This window comes from Kriegella aquimaris (assembly GCF_900103215.1).
Classification (GTDB): domain Bacteria; phylum Bacteroidota; class Bacteroidia; order Flavobacteriales; family Flavobacteriaceae; genus Kriegella; species Kriegella aquimaris.
Map to the genome: position 1 here is coordinate 256,734 of NZ_FNGV01000005.1, position 18,189 is coordinate 274,922.

Genomic DNA, 18,189 nt, shown 5'->3' on the forward strand with positions numbered 1-18,189 from the left:
TTCCTATATTTATGACTTCCCGAGGAAAAAGGTAGAAAGGGGAATTTTCAAGAAATAAATATAGGATTTATTCTTAGATAACACCTCAAATTTAATAAACATAGAAACATAATAGAACACTATATAAATGAAAACAATTAAAGGACCGGCCGTTTTTTTGGCACAATTTGTAGATAGCAAGGCACCGTTCAATTCTTTGGATGGTATGTGTAAATGGGCATCTGATCTGGGGTATAAAGGAATTCAAATACCTACTTGGGAAAGTTTTTTAATCGATATCGATAAGGCTGCAGAGAGCCAAACATATTGCGATGAACTGAAAGGTAAAGTGAATTCATATGGTTTGGAGATCACGGAATTGTCTACGCACTTGCAGGGGCAATTGGTTGCCGTAAACCCTGCCTATGATCTTATGTTCGACAATTTCGCTCCCGATAAGGTCAAGAATAATCCGAAGGCTCGTACAGAATGGGCTGTAGATGTAGTGAAAAAGGCGGCAACCGCTAGCCGACGATTGGGTCTAAAGGCACATGCTACTTTTTCAGGTGCATTATTATGGCATACATGGCACCCTTGGCCACAGCGCCCACCCGGATTAGTGGAAATGGGATTTGAAGAGCTGGCGAATCGATGGATGCCTATTTTGAACCACTTTGATGAAGAAGGCGTTGATGTTTGTTATGAGATACACCCTGGCGAAGACCTTCATGATGGCGATACTTTTGAGCGCTTTCTGAAAGCGACCGGAAATCACAAAAGGGTAAATATATTGTATGACCCGAGTCATTTTGTGCTGCAGCAGCTTGACTACGTTGAGTATATCGACCACTATCACGAGTTCATACGTTCGTTTCATGTAAAAGATTCAGAGTTCAATCCTACAGGTAAGAAAGGAGCTTTTGGAGGATACAATGATTGGGGCGATCGCGCAGGTAGATACCGCTCGTTGGGAGATGGTCAGATTGATTTTAAAACTATTTTCTCGAAATTGACCCAATACGGTTGTGATGTATGGGCAGTTATGGAATGGGAATGCTGTATTAAAAGTCCGGAGCAAGGTGCACGCGAAGGAGCCATCTTTATTCAAGACCATATTATTGAAGCGACCGAGAAGACTTTTGATGATTTTGCGGGAGCTGCAATCGACAAATCTGTTTTGAAGAAAATATTAGGAATTTAAAATTATAAACTGAAAAAAATGAGAAAACTAGGAGTTGTTTTACTAATGGCAATAGCTGTTGCCAGTTGTAAAGACAAGGCGGAAAAAGAATCAGGCGATGTTTCGACAGAACCGGCAACGGAGTCTTTGAGTCAAACGAATTCAGAGGATGAATGGACAACACTTTTCGATGGCACTTCTTTGGATGATTGGGAAATCTATCAGGGCGGCGATCCAGGAGCCTATTGGAAAATTGAAGATGGCGCTCTGGTTTTTAATCCTCCTGCAGATCGAAAAAAGGGTCAAATCTTAGATATCGTTAGCAAAAAAGAGTATACTAACTTTGTCTTGTCGCTGGAGTGGAAGATTTCCGAAGCGGGCAATAGTGGTGTCTTTTGGGGTATTAACGACGATGAAAAATTCGAAAAGCCTTATCACACGGGAATGGAAATTCAAGTGCTTGACAATGAAAAGCACCCCGATGCCAAAAATGGCACCACGCATCAGGCCGGGGCACTTTACGATTTAGTGGAGCCATCAAAAGACGCTACAAAACCAGTCGGGGAATGGAACACTTGTGTTATCACAATTGATCATAATACCAATAAGGGGAGTTCGGTACTTAATGGGGTAGAAGTGGCTACCTTTCCCGTTGGAGGCGATGAATTGGAAGCCCTGTTAAAGGGAAGTAAATTCGAAAAATGGGAAGGCTTTGCAAAGTTCAAGACCGGAAAAATTGGACTCCAGGATCATGGAAATGTCGTCGCTTTTCGAAATATTAAATTAAAGCAACTTTAAAAAGAATTCGGCAGTCGATGCTAAAGGCGTTGTTATGGCCTTTAAGTAGCGGCTGTCTTTTTTTTTAATCGTACTAATGAATTTTAAGGCCAATTATCTAAAAATGAAAAATTTCTTTTTGTTCACACTGTGTTCGACATTGGCAATGGTTTCTTGCCAAGAAAAAGTAAAAGTAGATCCAATGGCGCCCAAAGAGGAAGGAGATAAAGTTATTGTACATGAAGAATATTCTGGAACGGAGCCAACGAAACCAGAAGAGACAGAATTTTATGAGCCTACTGTGCCGAGGGTAGAGCCTTCACATTTAGGTAGCCCTCCATCCGATGCCATCGTACTCTTTGACGGTAAGAGTTTAGACGGTTGGGTAAGTTCAAATGACGGTTCTGAGGCAAATTGGATCTTAAACGATGACGGCAGTATGACTGTTAAAGACAAGGCTGGTGATATCGAAACCAAACAGCATTTTGGCGATATTCAATTACATATTGAATGGCGCTCTCCCAAAGATGTGAATGACGAAGGTCAACATAGGGGAAATAGCGGTATTTTTTTAAACGGTCTTTATGAGTTACAGGTATTGGATCAAAATGACAACCCTACCTATGTAAACGGACAAGTAGGGTCAATTTATAAACAACACGTGCCTTTGGCAATGGCTTCAGTGGCAAGTGGAGAATGGAATACCTACGATGTTATTTACCATGCTCCAGCATTCAATGCAGATGGAGCAAAGATAAAATCGGGCATTATAACCGTTTTGCACAATGGTGTTTTAATTCAAGACCATGTAGAAATCAAGGGTACTACGCCTTACATCGGCTGGCCTAAGAACCCTTCGCACGGCAAGGGCCCCCTTAAGCTCCAAGATCACGGCGATAACAGTCGTGTAAGCTACCGAAATATTTGGATAAGGGAGTTGTGATATTATGGATTGGGGACAGTTGCTTGAAACCATCATTTATGGAGTGATTTTTATTGCTACAGGGGTGCTCATGAAATGGTTTCCTCCTAAAAATATAAATCGTTTTACGGTTATCGTACAAGGCGTAGCATGTCAAGCCCAGAAGTATGGGAATTCGCCAATAAAACAAGTGCTACCATATTTACCTATTTGGGAGTTTTACTATTGTTTTTTGGTCTACTGGTTTATATATGGTTACCTGAAAAGGCAAATCTTATTACTCTTTTCGCCATGCTTTTATACGGAGTTGGTGGTATCTACTATTGTGAAAGATTGCTAAAAAGGCGATTCAATAAAAACGGAAGGCCAAAAAACTAACAATCTCAGTATCTTTGCCAAAATTTAAAATCAATTTATGATTCAATCCATGACAGGTTTCGGGAAGCATGTAATACAACTTCCTTCCAAAAAAATTACTGTAGAATTAAAATCACTGAATAGTAAAAGTCTGGATTTGAATGCGCGAATGCCCTCTGCTTATCGCGAAAAGGAACTTGATCTACGTAAAATAATTGCAAGCTCATTGGTAAGGGGCAAGGTCGATTTTGGGCTGTATGTAGAGTTTACGGGTGATGAAACTTCTGCTGAGGTAAATGAGGCCGCTATTCGTAATTACATGAAACAATTAAAGACCATTGCCGATGGTGACGATTTGCGTTTATTGGAAATGGCCCTGCGTATGCCCGATGCGATGAAAACGGAACGGGAAGATATTGATGAGGAAGAATACAAAGTGATTCAATTAGCGCTTAAAGAAGCCTTGACCGAAATCAATACCTTCCGATCTGAGGAGGGCAACGTTCTCGAAAAAGATTTTTTAGATCGTATTGGAAACTTAAAGGTCTTGCTTGAAAAAGTAGAGCAAATGGATCCTGAGAGACAAGCAGATGTTCGAGCGCGATTGGAAAAGGCCGTGGCAGATTTAAAAACAGATGTCGATGCCAATCGTTTTGAGCAAGAGCTTATTTATTATTTGGAAAAGTACGATATAACCGAGGAAAAGGTGCGACTCAATAATCACTTGGAATATTTTGGAACTACGCTGCAGTCAGACGATTCAAACGGTAAAAAATTGGGTTTTATTTCTCAGGAAATCGGGAGAGAAATCAATACTATTGGATCCAAAGCCAATTATGCCCCAATGCAACAATTGGTCGTTCAGATGAAAGATGAGCTTGAAAAAATAAAAGAACAAATGTTGAATGTGTTATGATTAAAGGAGGAAAACTTATCATATTTTCGGCACCTTCGGGCAGTGGTAAGACGACTATAGTGCGCTACCTTTTAGAACAACCTGAACTGAATCTTGCCTTCTCGGTCTCGGCCACCTCCAGACCGCGAAGAATGAAGGAGAAAAACGGGGAGCATTATTATTTTATGTCCGTTTCAGAATTCAAAAATCATATTAAAAATGATGATTTTTTAGAATGGGAAGAGGTTTATCGCGATAACTTTTATGGAACGCTCAAGAGTGAAGTTGAACGCCTTTGGGCGGAAGGTAAAAACGTGATTTTCGATATCGATGTTGTTGGTGGACTTCGAATCAAGAAAAAATTCCCTGAAGAAACCTTGGCTGTTTTCGTAAAGCCACCAAGTGTTGATGAACTCAAAATACGATTAAAAAAACGTAGTACGGAGAGTGAAGACAAAATAAACATGCGGGTGGCCAAGGCCTCCGTTGAAATGGCGACGGCACCCCAGTTCGATTCCATCATTAAAAATTATGATTTAAATACGGCTTTGAAAGAGGCACATCAACTCGTTGCAAATTTTGTGGGTGTTGAAACAAAAGAAAAGTAACGGTGAAGCAAGTAGGACTCTATTTTGGCACTTTTAATCCGATTCATGTTGGGCATTTGATTATAGCGAACCACATGGTCGAATTTTCCGATTTAGACGAAGTTTGGTTTGTAATTACACCCCAGAGTCCCTTTAAAACCAAACAATCTTTGCTGCATAACAATCATCGCTATCAAATGGTCTATGAAGCAACTGCAGCTTACGCGAAATTGAAGCCTTCTAAGATAGAATTTGATTTGCCCCAGCCTAATTACACGGCCCATACATTAGTGCATCTGACCGAGCAATATGGAGCGGAATATAGATTTTGTCTTATTATGGGAGAAGATAATTTAAAAAGCTTCCATAAATGGAAGAATTATGAGGTCATCTTGGAGAACCATGATCTTTATGTCTATCCTCGAATTTCTAAAGGTAAGGTAGAACATCGTTTTCAGGAACATCCGAAAATTCATAAGGTTGATGCGCCCGTTATGGAAATTTCTTCTACATTCATTCGTAGAAATCATAAGGCGGGCAAAAATATTAAGCCATTATTACCTGAAGCCGTTTGGAATTATATGGATGAAATGAACTTTTATCGGTAACTACTGAAATCTTTTCGAATCAAGGGAAAGGCCTTTAAAATCACTCTCAAAACTTTAAACATACAGGCATTGAAAGTGCTATTTGCTGTCCAGTATAGGATGGTATTCCTGTTTTTGCATCAATTTTAAATACTGTTATGTTATTCGATTTTTGGTTAGCCACCAGCATATATTGTCCGTTTGGAGACAAAGTAAAGTTGCGGGGCCAGTCACCTTCTACCGAGACGGTGTCTATTAAGTCGAGTTTACCTTCATCGGAAACGGAAAAAACGACAATACTGTTATGTCCACGATTCGAGCCATAAAGAAATTTACCATCCGCACTTAGATGCATATCGGCGCAGAAACTGGGTTCCGTAAAGTTTTTAGGAATGGTGCTTTTTTTGTCAATTCGGGTAAACGTGCCAGTTTCGTGATTTATGGAAACGGATACAACACTATTCGAGTGCTCGTTAATAATAAACGCCATATTCTTCTTTGTAGGGTGGAAGGCCATGTGACGTGGACCATCACCCGGATCCATTTGCAACGCGGTTTGCTCATTTCCTAATTTACCATTGTTGTCAATTGTGTACGAGAGCACTTTGTCGATTCCTAAATCTACCACATATACATACTTGTCATTATCATCAAAAGCGGAATAGTGGGCATGGGCCGATTTTTGAGCGGGCATTACCGGTCCGCTACCTTGGTGATTTCTGACTTTTGCTTCTCCAAGAAAGTCACCATCTTCATTTGTTTTTAAGAGCGTAAAAGTACCCGATCCGTAATTTGCAATAGCCACAAAGTTTTGGGCGTTGTTAAGTGTAATGTGGCAAGGCCCACTACCCCCTGTAAGCTGTTCTGATATGGGATTTAGTCGTGTGCGGTCTTCGTTCCAGCTGAACGAAATGGCTTTACCTTCTTTTACCTCATTGACGGCAAAGACTCTTTCTTTATTTTGACTTTGATATAGAAAAGTTGGGTTTTCAGTTTCGACAAGTAGCTGTGGCTTAGACAGGGTACCTGTGCTCTCATCAAAATACGCTTTGTAAATTCCTTGGCTTTCTTCTTTAGTGTATGTTCCTATCAATATTTCGAGACCCATTGGTTTTTCTATTTTCATCTCCGTCGTTTCTATCTTAGCCTCCTTTTTTTCCTTACAACCCATTCCAATGGCAAAAAGAAAAATCGATAGAATAGAAATATATTTAAAAGTAGTGCGGTATGTCATGGTTATCATGGGTTAAATGGTATTCTTCTGAATCGTATTTTTTTATAGTCGTCAGTTTCATAAATAACGCCCAAAGTTTTTTTGTCTAGACGTACCAAATCGGAATATGCCGAAAACCCGTTATGCACTTTAAAAAGCATATGCCACGTTTTGGATGCATCATTACTGGCCATGATGACGAGATTTTCTCTTTTGTTTGGTGTCGAAGGCGTAGAAAACAATAGTTTGGTCCCTTTTTTTGAGTCCCAACTTAAAAGAGCCGATTGAACTATGGGACTGGGAAATTTATCGGATTCAATGATGGGTCCTGAGAAGGTCAAGCCACCATCCAGACTATATACTTCGCCACGGTTCTTTTCCTTTGAACCGCCATTTTGATCTCGGGTATTCACATAAATGCGTCCATCTGCGAGTTCTGCAATGGTTGTCTCGTTCGAAAGAACAATATCGGAAAGATTTTCATCTACTGCACCAATTTTCCAATGCTCCCCGGCATCATCCGAATAAATCAGGGCCATGCAATAAGACTTATTTCCTTTTTCGATACTAATGGCTACAGGTACGACCAGTCTGCCTTTGTGGGCGCCATGATGAAGCTCAATACCATGCACAGGACCAGTGGCGTGCCACCGCCAATTTTCTCTCTTAACATCTCGCGTGATATCCCTTGGGGTTGTCCAAGATTTTCCATCATCTGTAGATGAGGTCAAGAATGCTTTTCGTTCTTCGTCAAGGCCGTAATCTTTATTTAAAACATCATGCTCGCTTAAGGATGTCGTATTGAATAAGAAAACAATCTTATTTGTCTTTTTTACATAAACAGGTACAGGATTTTGAACGGCCATGGTATCTAGGTCGTATAAAATACTTAACGGTTCCCACGATTTTCCATCGTCATGCGATCTTCGATAGACCACATCGATATCTCCAAAATCGCTGGTGGAGTTTTTTCGGCCCTCGGCAAAGGCTATGAGTGCCTTTTTGGTTTTTATTACCGTAGGAATTCGAAAAGCGTGATACCCGTTCAAACCTGAATAAAAAGGAATGGAAACGGTAGTGGAGTTGGAAGATAGGTCGTTATAATTCGAGCTAGTAACATTTTGGGCATTGCTTTTCGGAGATAAAAATAGAAGAGCGGTCAACAGATAAAGAATGCACCAATGTTGTCTATAGTTCATGAACACGTCTTTGATGGAAAATGGATAGGCCGAATTGCATATGTTTCCCTAAATATAGCACATTTTCTATTTTGAAATTTTCTTGGCGTTGCCGTTATATATCTTTTGCAGCGTCTCATCGTTAAGGTCTAGCCCATTCAGTGGCCAATGGTATGAAAAGTGTTCGTGTACATAGAAATGCTCGTCGGCAGATTCTAAAATTCTAAAGGTAGTTTCATAGACAGAGGGATCCGAGCCCATGTCGGTACCATAGACCAACCTGTCTTGGTATTTTTCAAAAAAAGCTTTGGTGCGTCGGGGTACAGGTGCAAATTCAGCGTAACGGGCGGCTATGTCGGCGTACAAATTCCCATAGGCGTCTAGAAGCTTTCCTAAGATATCGAGATTGTGACTGCTATTTGCGAGATGGCAAGCTATAAAAGTAGTCTTAGGGTTGTTTTTAACGGCATTTTCGAGCGTGCCAATAAGTTCTTCGTGAGATAATAGGTCTTTTTGTGATGTGTCTATTCTCCATTTAGCGGCATTCATGAGGCCGTCGTTATGTTTGTCTATCGGAAGATACATCCAATAGGGATCGGCAACGTGAACGCTTATGGGCATTCCAAGTTCTCCACAGCGTTCTAGAAGAGGTTGCATGCGTTTGTCATCAATATGCATTCCGTAACCGGGTGATGGCCAGGAATAAAACAGACCTTTGCCTTTGTCTCCAAGTTCGCCCACCCCCTTTGCGCCTGCTCGAAAACAACGTTCAAGCTCTTTTACGGCTTTTTTTGACCAACCTTTTTCATTGTGACCTGAATAATCAAATCCGCACCATAATTCAAATTGGTCTCCGTATTTCGAATAGATTTTATAGATACTATCGAAACTCTTTCCGGTAGCGTAAGTAAGAATAATGCTTTTTTCAACTCCGAATTTTTGCATATTTTGAACCCATTCATCAAGTTCTGCATCGGTCTTGGCGTAGGGATGCGCATGAAAATCGACCACAGGATATTTGGCCTTTTCTATCTTTGTTTTGACAACATTATAGATTGAAACGGGCTCAAAATCCTTTAACAATAAGTCATCTTGCGATTGGACAAGGAATGTAGACAAGAAAATCGAAAATAGTATTGAAACAATGTTACGCATTCAAATATATATCGAATAGCTGCATCGGTGCAAAGCTTTCGACCTAAAGATAATAAGAAATGCCGATTTAAAATTAATCCTCCGGATTAAAAAGGGTGACTAGGTATTCGTAGTCCAGTATTTGTCCATCCAAAGCAACGCTTTTGATTGTTACCAAATACGAAGTGTCGATACTTTCATTGGTCTTAATACCCTTCGGAACCCATACTATGGTCGGGTCGGCGTACGCCAAACTAAGTTCTTCTAAATTAAGCTCAATTACTTTGCCATTTTCGTCAATCATAGAAACCTGTGCTTGACTAAAATCGGCTCCAGGAATGGAGAATGACCATCTAGGGAAAACGACGTTACCAGGCACATAGCCAGCGGGAGGCCATGCTATAAACTCGGGCATGTTTGAAGGCTCTTGTCCCGAGTTTCCTACTACCCATATCGCATTGGAGCTATTAGTATTGCCGACACCAATTGACCTTAGCCGTGGATATAAAAGCCATCTTCTATGCCCAACAGGGCCATTACTGTCACCAGGCTCGCTAATGTATGAATCGATGGCTTCCGCATTTTTGGTCATAGTAAGGTTTGATTTACCTGCGGCTTCGCTACCTTCTTCAGTGAAACAAGACCAACTTGCAGGAGGAAAGTGATCTAATTTATTATTCGATTTCATCATCAGGGCCGCTTTTTGAGCCTTGGCACTTTGATCAATGTTTTCAGTAACCGTATTTTCCAAGCCTACCGCCTTTCGGTAATACTGCAATCGTAAAAATATTTTGTTCATTACATCTGTGGGTACCGCACCAGGGTCGCAGGTCGTAGTATTGCCACTCCACTGTGTTTCTGAACCATTTGTTTTTGAAGCTTTGTAATAGTCTACATAAAGTTCTTTTGCAGCTAGACGCGCGAGATTGTCAGTTTCTATTTCGAGTGGGGTAGTTGACAAGTTATCATCTGAACTACATGATGTAAATAAGGTCAGACTAATTATAAGAAAACCAGTACAGGAGTATAGGTCGCGTAGCATAAAGATATTTGGATTTGTTTAGAGATAAACGGGAAAAGTGAAAAAAAGGTATAATCTCTCGACAAACGACAAGTGTATGGCCCGCCACGACCCAAATACAATGGTTTCGGTATTTACTTATAGAAGGAACAACGGTATGCGATAGTATAAGGTAATCGGTCTATTTGGAATGTAGGGGCTAGCCTAATCTAGGTTGAAAAATTGTGGCTTCGAAATGATACAGAAGCGAATGAGTTACCGTGTGGTTAGGAAATTTCTTGTTCCTCTAACCGTGCAGGCTTCACGCGGCTATCATGTTCGCTGTAATACATTTCAAGTAAATCCATAATCGCGGTCATCAGGTCTTTTGTCTCCAACAATAAAGAAAAATACAAAGTAGTGTTCTTGGGGCTGGATTCTTCTACCCGTGTTCTGACCACTTGCTTTTCAATTTTTTGTGAAACAAGGTCAAAAAGCTCTTTTCTCCCACTTAAGATATTACCAATCTGCTCAAAGGAACGTTCATCAAAGGCCTTTCTGGTCTTTTCAAGAATTTCTTCCAATTTCAAGTCTATTTCCTTTAGTTCCTTGATTTGGTTGTATTTCAGTTTCTTGTGATTGTTGTGTACGTGTTTATGGCTGACCTTTCCGATATATTCTAGTGATTGGCTCATGTCTTGCAAAGAGCTTAGAATATTGATATAGAAGTTACTGGCACCAACACTACTTTCATCAAGGTTTTTTATGAAGTAGAAAATATTGTCGCGAAGATCCTCTATTTCCGCAGCAAGTTTGGCACCTTGCTTTTTGTTCTTTTTCAATAAATCAAGATCATGTTTTGCCAAGCCATTAATGCTATTGGTATAAAGCTTATTTGTTCTTTTTACCACATTGGCAATGTTGTTGGCGCTTTCTTCAATAACTCCTTGAATAGAACTGCTTTCTGCTCTTTGAAGTCTGTCTTCCGCTTTTATTTCCTTGGCTTTTTTATTATAGGAAATGTAATTTCTTGCTAACAACAACACAGCGGCGAACAGTAGAACGGCAATTGAGGCTCCTTTTCCAAAGCTAATAATAGCCAAAATACTTCCGGCAGCTATAAATGCAATAATGGCGGTACCAAACCAGCCCCCTATAACATTAAGTACGCCTGCAACCCTATAAACGGCACTCTCTGCACCCCAGGCCCTGTCTGCTAACGAGGTACCCATGGCTACCATAAAAGTTACATAGGTAGTTGATAATGGTAATTTATAAGAAGTGGCAATCGAAATCAAGATACCTGCAACCATTAGGTTTACCGCGGCCCTTACCATATCAAAAGCCGGTAGTTCGTGCACCTTTTCCTTAGAAAGGGCAATAACAGGTTTCTCAAACTGCTTGTCAATTCTTTTTTGAATGGATCCAGGGAATAACGAAGAAACCATTTGTGAAATACCGATTGAAAACCTGACCAAACTTCGCGATAAAAAATTTGGTTGAAAGCGCTCTTTGGTATCGCCTTGACTAGATAAGTCTATGGATGTCTTTACAACGCCTTTGGCTTTGCTCGAAAACCAAAGTGTCAAGACCATGACCATTCCTGCAATGAATAGCAAAAGAGTCGGCGTCGGTACTTTTTCGGCCAATATTTCCATGCTAAATTCTGAAGCGGCCACTCCCGAGGCAACCCAAGCTTCGTACGATTGCCAAGCTGCGATAGGTACACCGATAAAGTTTACTAAATCGTTGCCTGCAAAGGCCAAGGCCAAGGCAAAAGTACCTACACCGATTATCAATTTATAAATATTGACTTTAGCAAAGGTCATTAGAATATAGGAAAGTAGGGACCAAAACACAAAGTTCGTGGCACCGATTCCCCATACGTTTTTCTCTAGAAAATCGGCAATGGTCATTCCCCCTATGATGCTTAAGTTTTCTCCGGCGAAAGCAGTACCCTTAATGCCTTTCATCAGAATAAAATAGGTAATTGCCGCAAGGGCCATACCCCCAAAAAGAGCACTTATCCAACTGGATTTTCTCTCGAACTTAAAGGAAAGTAAGAGCCTCGAAAACCATTGGACCAGAGCACCAATGGAAAAGGCTATGACTACTGACAATAGAATGCCTAGAATAATTTCGGTCGCTTTTGATGTATTGATGTAGTTGACAACTTCATAAAAATTACCGCCCTCAGCAGCTATTTTAATTAGCGCCATGGCAACCGCTGCCCCCAATAGTTCAAAAACAATGGAAACGGTAGTCGATGTCGGCATACCCAATGTGTTGAAGAAATCAAGTAACAAAATATCGGTAATCATCACCGCCATAAAAATGAACATGATGTCTTCAAAATTGAACATTCTCGGATTGAAAATTCCTTTTCGGGCAACTTCCATCATTCCACTGGAAAAAATTGCACCGAGGGCTATCCCGATACTTGCCACGATCATAATGGATCTGAACGAAATTGCTTTGGAACCTATCGCAGAATTCAAAAAGTTTACAGCGTCATTGCTAACGCCGACAACTAAATCTGCAATGGCCAATGCAACCAAAGCAATTATCATTAACAAATAAATATTATCCATAATATTCCTTAAAAATCAATTTGCAAATATCTATAGTAGAATTGTTTACAATGTTATGTAAAGGTTATATTTTTATTTTGGATGATGGGCCTATTCATCTAAAAATGTAACTCGACCTGAAGGCGGCACAAAATTTGATCTTGTTCATTGCTTACCGCAAGATAGCTCATGTCGGTCTGTACTTTTAATTTATGACCAACTATATATTTTGAAAGTCCAATGGTATATTGGTTTTCAAGGTTTCTTCCCGTAATGATTTTATCAATGTCAATGCTGGTAAACCTGCCGGAAACCTCCCAATTACTAGGAAAAAGATAGCCAGTCTGTAGATTCAATCCATTTCCGACCCACACTACTTCACCTGTTTCCGTTCCATCGGAATTTTTTGCAATGGGATCGTTAGCACTTCTGTAGGCATATTCGCCCATCAACGAAAAACCATTGTATTTGAACATAGCATCTATAAAAACGGTACTGATGTTGGTCTGGTAGAACCCAATGTCATTGATCATATACGAACCTTGATTACTCCTGGTCTTGACCGCATTTTGGTTGCTGTCATAGCTTCCGGCTAACATCAATTTGGGCTTTTGTTCCCTTTTCAGGTCCCCGCCACTGTATTCCCCATTATTTTCAAATTCCCCCAGCGGAAAGAGTTCCACCCTTGCTGTATAATGGTGGCCTCCTAGATTTTCTGATGTGACATTTCTTCCTTCACCTTTAGCAATGGATAGTTTCTCACGCACCATGAAAGTATCGGTCAGGTTGAAATGATGCCATAATTGAATTCCCATTTCACGGTCTATGGTAAATCGACGGTTCAATAAAGAACGGTCTACTTGTTGCAAATTTCCAGAAGAAATTAACCGTTCCATATTACCGGGTAATTTGGATTGTCCTAGCCTAACTTCGAAGTTTTTATAAAAATTCCACATTATAACCGCATCCAAAATGTATCTGGGTGCATTGCTGGTATATTCCGAAGCCCCTGAAATGTCTCGATTAGAGAGGCCAAGTTCTATTTTGTATTTTAGTTTTGGAGAATAGGCAAAACCATCGAATTTTAACCGAGCCCTTCGTATCAAGGTGTTCGACGTTGGGTTTATAAGTCCGCCATTGGGGCCTTTTTCCCAGCTAGCAGTGGATAATAATTGCATGCGAGTCGCAATTTTCATACTCCAAGTACTGTCTTGCCCTATTAAGTTTAAAATACCCTTTCCAAACTTAGGGGCGGGATTCTCCTGAGAATAGGAAATGAAACAAGAAAGTAAAAGAAACGATAAAGGAAGGTATCTCAGTTTTACCAAGGATATCGTTTTGTGAACGTTCATGAATACAGCAATGTTAAGTTAATGTTTAGAAAAAGTTATTTCAAAAGTAATGATATCGAAGATACCGATTGTATTTCACGTATTATGTTTTCGATTTTGAAGGTTTCTTTTCTGAAATAGGGTAATGGTGTATCTTGCGGCAAATTAGATTCGATGATGAACTGGGAACAGCTTCTATCGCTCAAACGAGATGGCGATACCCATAAGCGATTGCGAAAGGAACAAGACGAAACCCGTTTGGGGTTTGAAGTAGACTATGACCGAATTATATTTTCTTCGGCTTTTAGAAGTCTTCAAGACAAGACTCAGGTTATTCCGCTATCAAAGACCGATTTTGTTCATACCCGATTGACCCATAGCCTTGAAGTTTCTGTAGTAGGGCGTAGTTTAGGTAGAATTGCCGGTAAAAGAATATTGGAAAAACATCCCTATTTAAAGGAGATGCATGGATATCAATTCAATGATTTTGGAGCGATTGTGGCTGCGGCGGCCCTTGCGCATGACATAGGTAATCCGCCTTTTGGTCATAGTGGGGAAAAGGCTATTGGGGAATATTTTAAAAACGGAAGTGGACAACAGTTCAGGTCGAACTTAACGGAAAAGGAATACCAAGACCTCGTCGATTTTGAGGGAAACGCGAATGGTTATAAATTAATGGCCGAATCGCGCGAAGGGGTTTCCGGAGGGTTAAGACTGAGTTATGCCACTTTGGGCGCTTTTATGAAATATCCAAAAGAATCACTTCCTAAGAAACCGACAAACCATATTGCAGATAAAAAATTCGGATTTTTTCAGTCGGATAAATCATCTTTTCAATCTATTGCGAAAGATTTGGGGTTATTACAGCGGGGATCGGGAGAAGCTGTCTCTTATTGTAGACACCCTTTAACATATTTGGTCGAAGCTGCCGATGATATTTGTTATACAATTATAGACTTTGAAGACGGCATCAATCTCGGTTTGATTTCTGAAGATTTTGCTCTTGAATACCTTATTAAACTGGTCAAAGACACTATCAACACCAAAAAGTATAATGCGCTTGCCTATAAAGAAGACCGACTAAGTTATTTGCGGGCACTGGCTATCAACACGCTTATAAATGATGCTGTGAGGGTCTTTATGGAGAACGAAGATAAAATACTCAACGGTATGTTCTCGGTTTCTTTGCTAGATAAGAGCATGTATACTGCACAGATAGATGACATTATTGCCTTAAGTGTAGAGAAGGTTTATCAGTCTCAGGAAGTTATAGAAAAGGAGATTGCGGGCTATAAGATTATCTCCGATATTTTAGATGTGTATACCGATGCCTTGGTACGAGAGAAAAATTCTGATGCGTCGAATTACAATAAATTGATGCTTCGAACCTTACCTGAGTTTTACCGAAGAACGAATGTGTCGCTTTATCAAATTCTTTTGAATACGTGTTGCTATGTCGCCAGCCTTTCCGATGGTGCCGCTATTTTATTACATAAAAAAATAAAAGGGATAGAGATTTAATAATAAATAGCTTAGTGGTGGTTTTTAAGATTTAGAGTGTTTCTTACAATTTCGTCTTAAAAATCGTAGGTTATCCCGACACCCAATAATTGTTTAAATTGTAGACGCGGTCTACCGGGGTTTGTGACAATACCATTGGCATCGACCTGCTCATCGAATAGAATATCATCATCGTAAATAAGGTGGGTTCCTATTGTGGTGAGAATATTTTTATTGACCCTGAGACTGACATTTAATTCCCAATCCACATCGATATTTCCGAATTTTCTCAAATAGTCGGTGTAGAGGCTCGCTCTTGACTTTAGGCCTACATTATCCATCAATTTTGTTTCCCAAGTATTTGTGACCAAAAAACCAAATTCAAGGAAAACATTCTCGCCCGGGGTTATTACATTGCCATCTGCGTCGAGTATTGCTCTTTGTACACCAAAAGCACCCTTGTCAGCTAAATTTTGGTCCATTACAAAAGTGGCCTTTTGGGTTATGGGCGAAATGTATAGGTTGAATTTTTGATCCTTCGTGATATACGAAGTACCCGCACCTAGAAAGGAATAGCCAGGTGCCATGAACCGTGATTTGGGCGTTGTTCTGTCAGGATATTTGTAACCGTTCGAGAATTGTGTATTAAAATTGGCCTTTACCGAGTAATACCAATTACTAATGGTGTCTCTTTGGTAGCCGAATGTAGAGCTAAAACGTAAGGCGTCATCGGTCTTTCGCAGTTTTTGATTGTCTTGTAGGTTCAGCCCATATCGCATCTCCATATTATTGTCCCACTGTATATAACGAAATTTGTAGTTTCTTTCAAAACGTACATTTCCCAAGGCGGTTACAGAATTGTTTCCCCCGGCATTCCAATTGACAAAGGCTACTTCGCTAAAATTTATGCCAAATTTGTTGATGTTCGTCCAAAATGAGGGAACCCTGAATCGTTTATAAGGCTTGTTCAAAGCCTTGGTTTGCTTAAATGAAATAACCGGGTTGGTTAGATTGGCGCCTCTTGGAATATTCTTAATCCTTTCCTGGGTCTTGCGTATTACGATTGTATCAATGGCAGTTGTATCAATAGGCGTTTCGGTCGGAATGGTATCTTGAGCTGATATCGCAGAAATCCAAAAAATTAAGATGAAAGTAAAAAGAACTTTTGTAAGCAGACTATTTTGCATTTAATAAGGTATTGATGTGATTCTTGATTGATATGGCGTCGATTTTGGCAATGCGTTGAAGTTCAGTTGTAGTGCCTTGTTCAAGGAAATTATCTGAAATACCCAAAACGGATATTTTGTTGGTATATGCCCTAATATTGGCGAACTCAAGTATGGCACTTCCAAAACCCCCTATTTTGCAGCCATCTTCAAGGGTAACGATATGCTGATAATTATTGAATATGTATGTAAGCATTTTTTGGTCTAGTGGTTTTATAAAGCGCATATTGTAATGTCCTATAGATTCCTTTTCAGGAAGACCGGCAATCACCTCACTAGCGATATTGCCTATATGGCCGATGGAAAGCACCGCAATTTTCGTTCCTTTTTTTAATTCTTGAGCAATTCCTATTGACATTTTTTTGAACGGTAGCTGCCAATTCGTAAGAACTCCGGATCCTCTAGGATAGCGAATAGCTATAGGGTGGGGTAAGCCCAATTGGGCCGTATACATCACGTTTCGCAATTCTTCTTCGTTCATCGGGGCAAAAATAATGAGGTTTGGAATACAACGCAAATAGGCTATATCAAACAATCCGTGATGTGTAGGTCCATCTTGTCCGACAATACCAGCACGGTCCAAACAAAAAATAACGGGAATATTCTGCAACGCTACATCATGAATCACCTGATCATAGGCACGTTGCAAGAAAGTGGAATAAATATTGCAAAAAGGAATAAGCCCTTCAGCTGCCATTCCTGCCGCCAAAGTTACGGCATGTTGTTCCGCAATGCCTACATCAAAGGCCCTATCTGGCATTTGGTCCATCATAAATTTTAATGAGCTTCCCGATGGCATGGCTGGTGTGATACCGACGATTCTGTCATTTTGTTTTGCGAGTTCTACAATGGTATGCCCAAAAACGTCTTGATATTTTGGAGGTTGTTTTGATAACTTTTTTTTATGAATTTCTCCTGTAAGCCGATCAAATTTGCCTGGGGCATGATAAATGACCTGATTTTCCTCCGCTTTTTTTAACCCTTTGCCTTTGGTGGTTATTATATGTAAAAGCTTAGGTCCTTTAACATTTTTTAACCGTTTCAGTTCAGGCAACAGTACGTTCAAATCATGGCCGTCGATGGGCCCCGTATAATCAAAATTGAGGCATTCAAAAATGTTCTCGTCTTTGGCGGTACCTTTTTTTACATTGGTAAGATACTTCTTTAGCGCTCCTACGCTCGGGTCGATGCCAATTGCGTTGTCGTTCAGTATTATAAGTAGGTTGGTATCTGCTACACCCGCATGATTAAGGCCCTCGAACGCCATTCCACTGGCAATGGAAGCATCACCAATGACGGCAATATGTTGTATGCTATCTTCTTTTTTTAATTTTGAAGCCATGGCCATACCTAATAGCGCGGAAATGGAAGTAGAGCTATGACCTGTACCGAAGGCATCATAAATGCTCTCGCTGCGTTTTGGAAAACCGCTGATGCCACCCAACTGTCTGTTGGTTTCAAAAATTTCTTTGCGGCCGGTCAATATTTTATGCCCATAGGCTTGATGGCCAACATCCCAAATCAACTTATCTATTGGTGTGTCGAAAATATAGTGAATTGCTATGGTAAGTTCGACCACGCCGAGACTAGCGCCAAGATGGCCTTCTTTGGTAGCTACAATATCAATGATGAATTCTCTAAGTTCTTGGGCGAGTTCAGGCAGTTCGCTTGGCGACAACTTGCGAAGGTCTTTTGGTGAATCGATGTTGGATAACAAGCTCATGGTTGAACGACAAATTTAAGACCAATTGAC

General features: G+C 40.2%; 15 protein-coding genes and 1 pseudogene. 8 read left to right on the plus strand and 8 right to left on the minus strand.

The features are described 5' to 3' along the window. Positions 1-127 precede the first annotated feature (127 nt). The 7 genes and pseudogenes from BLS33_RS12780 to nadD all read left to right on the plus strand — a co-directional run bounded on the left by BLS33_RS12780 (position 128) and on the right by nadD (position 5,305). On the plus strand, positions 128-1,180 hold the full coding sequence (locus BLS33_RS12780) for a sugar phosphate isomerase/epimerase family protein (RefSeq protein ID WP_089889558.1): 1,053 nt from the start codon (positions 128-130) through the stop codon (positions 1,178-1,180). Between the two features lie 18 nt (positions 1,181-1,198). Beyond that, positions 1,199-1,957, plus strand: a complete 759-nt coding sequence (locus BLS33_RS12785; RefSeq protein WP_089889561.1) for a 3-keto-disaccharide hydrolase — start codon at positions 1,199-1,201, stop codon at positions 1,955-1,957. A gap of 103 nt (positions 1,958-2,060) precedes the next feature. Further along, positions 2,061-2,879: a 3-keto-disaccharide hydrolase gene (locus BLS33_RS12790; RefSeq protein WP_394330903.1), complete on the plus strand. Its 819-nt coding sequence runs from the start codon at positions 2,061-2,063 to the stop codon at positions 2,877-2,879. 108 nt (positions 2,880-2,987) lie between these two features. Beyond that, a pseudogene (locus tag BLS33_RS25420) lies at positions 2,988-3,236 on the plus strand (SdpI family protein); the annotation flags it as partial. Positions 3,237-3,273: 37 nt separating this feature from the next. Then, positions 3,274-4,131, plus strand: a complete 858-nt coding sequence (locus tag BLS33_RS12800) for a YicC/YloC family endoribonuclease (protein WP_089889567.1) — start codon at positions 3,274-3,276, stop codon at positions 4,129-4,131. Next, a complete protein-coding gene (gmk, locus tag BLS33_RS12805; RefSeq protein ID WP_089889789.1) occupies positions 4,131-4,718 on the plus strand; it encodes a guanylate kinase in 588 nt (195 codons plus the stop codon). Before BLS33_RS12800 ends, gmk begins: the two co-directional genes overlap by 1 nt. Before the next feature lie 2 nt (positions 4,719-4,720). Beyond that, positions 4,721-5,305: a nicotinate (nicotinamide) nucleotide adenylyltransferase gene (nadD, locus tag BLS33_RS12810; RefSeq protein WP_089889570.1), complete on the plus strand. Its 585-nt coding sequence runs from the start codon at positions 4,721-4,723 to the stop codon at positions 5,303-5,305. Positions 5,306-5,351: 46 nt separating this feature from the next. On the opposite strand, the gene BLS33_RS12815 is transcribed toward nadD, so the two are convergent. The 6 genes from BLS33_RS12815 to BLS33_RS12840 form a co-directional block, all read right to left on the minus strand. After that, the gene (locus tag BLS33_RS12815) at positions 5,352-6,518 is read right to left on the minus strand and encodes a lactonase family protein (protein ID WP_176801384.1); all 1,167 of its coding nucleotides are present in this window, start codon (positions 6,516-6,518) and stop codon (positions 5,352-5,354) included. Between the two features lie 5 nt (positions 6,519-6,523). Beyond that, the gene (locus BLS33_RS12820) at positions 6,524-7,696 is read right to left on the minus strand and encodes a sialidase family protein (RefSeq protein ID WP_089889576.1); all 1,173 of its coding nucleotides are present in this window, start codon (positions 7,694-7,696) and stop codon (positions 6,524-6,526) included. A 66-nt stretch (positions 7,697-7,762) separates the two neighbouring features. Beyond that, complete coding sequence (locus BLS33_RS12825; RefSeq protein ID WP_089889578.1) at positions 7,763-8,830, minus strand: amidohydrolase family protein; 1,068 nt, start codon at positions 8,828-8,830, stop codon at positions 7,763-7,765. A gap of 73 nt (positions 8,831-8,903) precedes the next feature. Next, entirely contained in the window at positions 8,904-9,851 is a 948-nt protein-coding gene (locus tag BLS33_RS12830; protein WP_089889581.1) for a CAP domain-containing protein, read from the minus strand. 245 nt (positions 9,852-10,096) lie between these two features. Continuing rightward, the gene (locus BLS33_RS12835) at positions 10,097-12,400 is read right to left on the minus strand and encodes an inorganic phosphate transporter (protein WP_089889584.1); all 2,304 of its coding nucleotides are present in this window, start codon (positions 12,398-12,400) and stop codon (positions 10,097-10,099) included. Positions 12,401-12,498: 98 nt separating this feature from the next. Next, a complete protein-coding gene (locus tag BLS33_RS12840) occupies positions 12,499-13,731 on the minus strand; it encodes a porin (protein WP_089889587.1) in 1,233 nt (410 codons plus the stop codon). A 156-nt stretch (positions 13,732-13,887) separates the two neighbouring features. Between BLS33_RS12840 and dgt the strand changes: the two genes are divergently transcribed. Next, a complete protein-coding gene (gene dgt / locus BLS33_RS12845) occupies positions 13,888-15,231 on the plus strand; it encodes a dGTP triphosphohydrolase (protein ID WP_089889792.1) in 1,344 nt (447 codons plus the stop codon). Positions 15,232-15,287: 56 nt separating this feature from the next. Here dgt and BLS33_RS12850 read toward each other — a convergent pair whose 3' ends face one another. After that, positions 15,288-16,397 carry a DUF3078 domain-containing protein gene (locus tag BLS33_RS12850; protein ID WP_089889589.1) on the minus strand — a complete coding sequence of 370 codons (1,110 nt, stop codon included), beginning with the start codon at positions 16,395-16,397 and terminating at the stop codon, positions 15,288-15,290. Then, on the minus strand, positions 16,387-18,159 hold the full coding sequence (locus tag BLS33_RS12855) for a 1-deoxy-D-xylulose-5-phosphate synthase (protein WP_089889591.1): 1,773 nt from the start codon (positions 18,157-18,159) through the stop codon (positions 16,387-16,389). The genes BLS33_RS12850 and BLS33_RS12855 overlap by 11 nt, the downstream gene beginning before the upstream one ends. Positions 18,160-18,189 lie beyond the last annotated feature (30 nt).

What these genes read in the sequence shown, in the direction of transcription:
- BLS33_RS12780 (WP_089889558.1), top strand. Translation starts at nt 128, where the DNA reads ATGAAAACAATTAAAGGACCGGCCGTTTTTTTGGCACAATTTGTAGAT.
- BLS33_RS12785 (WP_089889561.1), top strand. Translation starts at nt 1,199, where the DNA reads ATGAGAAAACTAGGAGTTGTTTTACTAATGGCAATAGCTGTTGCCAGT.
- BLS33_RS12790 (WP_394330903.1), top strand. Translation starts at nt 2,061, where the DNA reads ATGAAAAATTTCTTTTTGTTCACACTGTGTTCGACATTGGCAATGGTT.
- BLS33_RS12800 (WP_089889567.1), top strand. Translation starts at nt 3,274, where the DNA reads ATGATTCAATCCATGACAGGTTTCGGGAAGCATGTAATACAACTTCCT.
- BLS33_RS12815 (WP_176801384.1), bottom strand. Translation starts at nt 6,518, where the DNA reads ATGACATACCGCACTACTTTTAAATATATTTCTATTCTATCGATTTTT.
- BLS33_RS12820 (WP_089889576.1), bottom strand. Translation starts at nt 7,696, where the DNA reads ATGAACTATAGACAACATTGGTGCATTCTTTATCTGTTGACCGCTCTT.
- BLS33_RS12825 (WP_089889578.1), bottom strand. Translation starts at nt 8,830, where the DNA reads ATGCGTAACATTGTTTCAATACTATTTTCGATTTTCTTGTCTACATTC.
- BLS33_RS12830 (WP_089889581.1), bottom strand. Translation starts at nt 9,851, where the DNA reads ATGCTACGCGACCTATACTCCTGTACTGGTTTTCTTATAATTAGTCTG.
- BLS33_RS12835 (WP_089889584.1), bottom strand. Translation starts at nt 12,400, where the DNA reads ATGGATAATATTTATTTGTTAATGATAATTGCTTTGGTTGCATTGGCC.
- BLS33_RS12840 (WP_089889587.1), bottom strand. Translation starts at nt 13,731, where the DNA reads ATGAACGTTCACAAAACGATATCCTTGGTAAAACTGAGATACCTTCCT.
- dgt (WP_089889792.1), top strand. Translation starts at nt 13,888, where the DNA reads ATGAACTGGGAACAGCTTCTATCGCTCAAACGAGATGGCGATACCCAT.
- BLS33_RS12850 (WP_089889589.1), bottom strand. Translation starts at nt 16,397, where the DNA reads ATGCAAAATAGTCTGCTTACAAAAGTTCTTTTTACTTTCATCTTAATT.
- BLS33_RS12855 (WP_089889591.1), bottom strand. Translation starts at nt 18,159, where the DNA reads ATGAGCTTGTTATCCAACATCGATTCACCAAAAGACCTTCGCAAGTTG.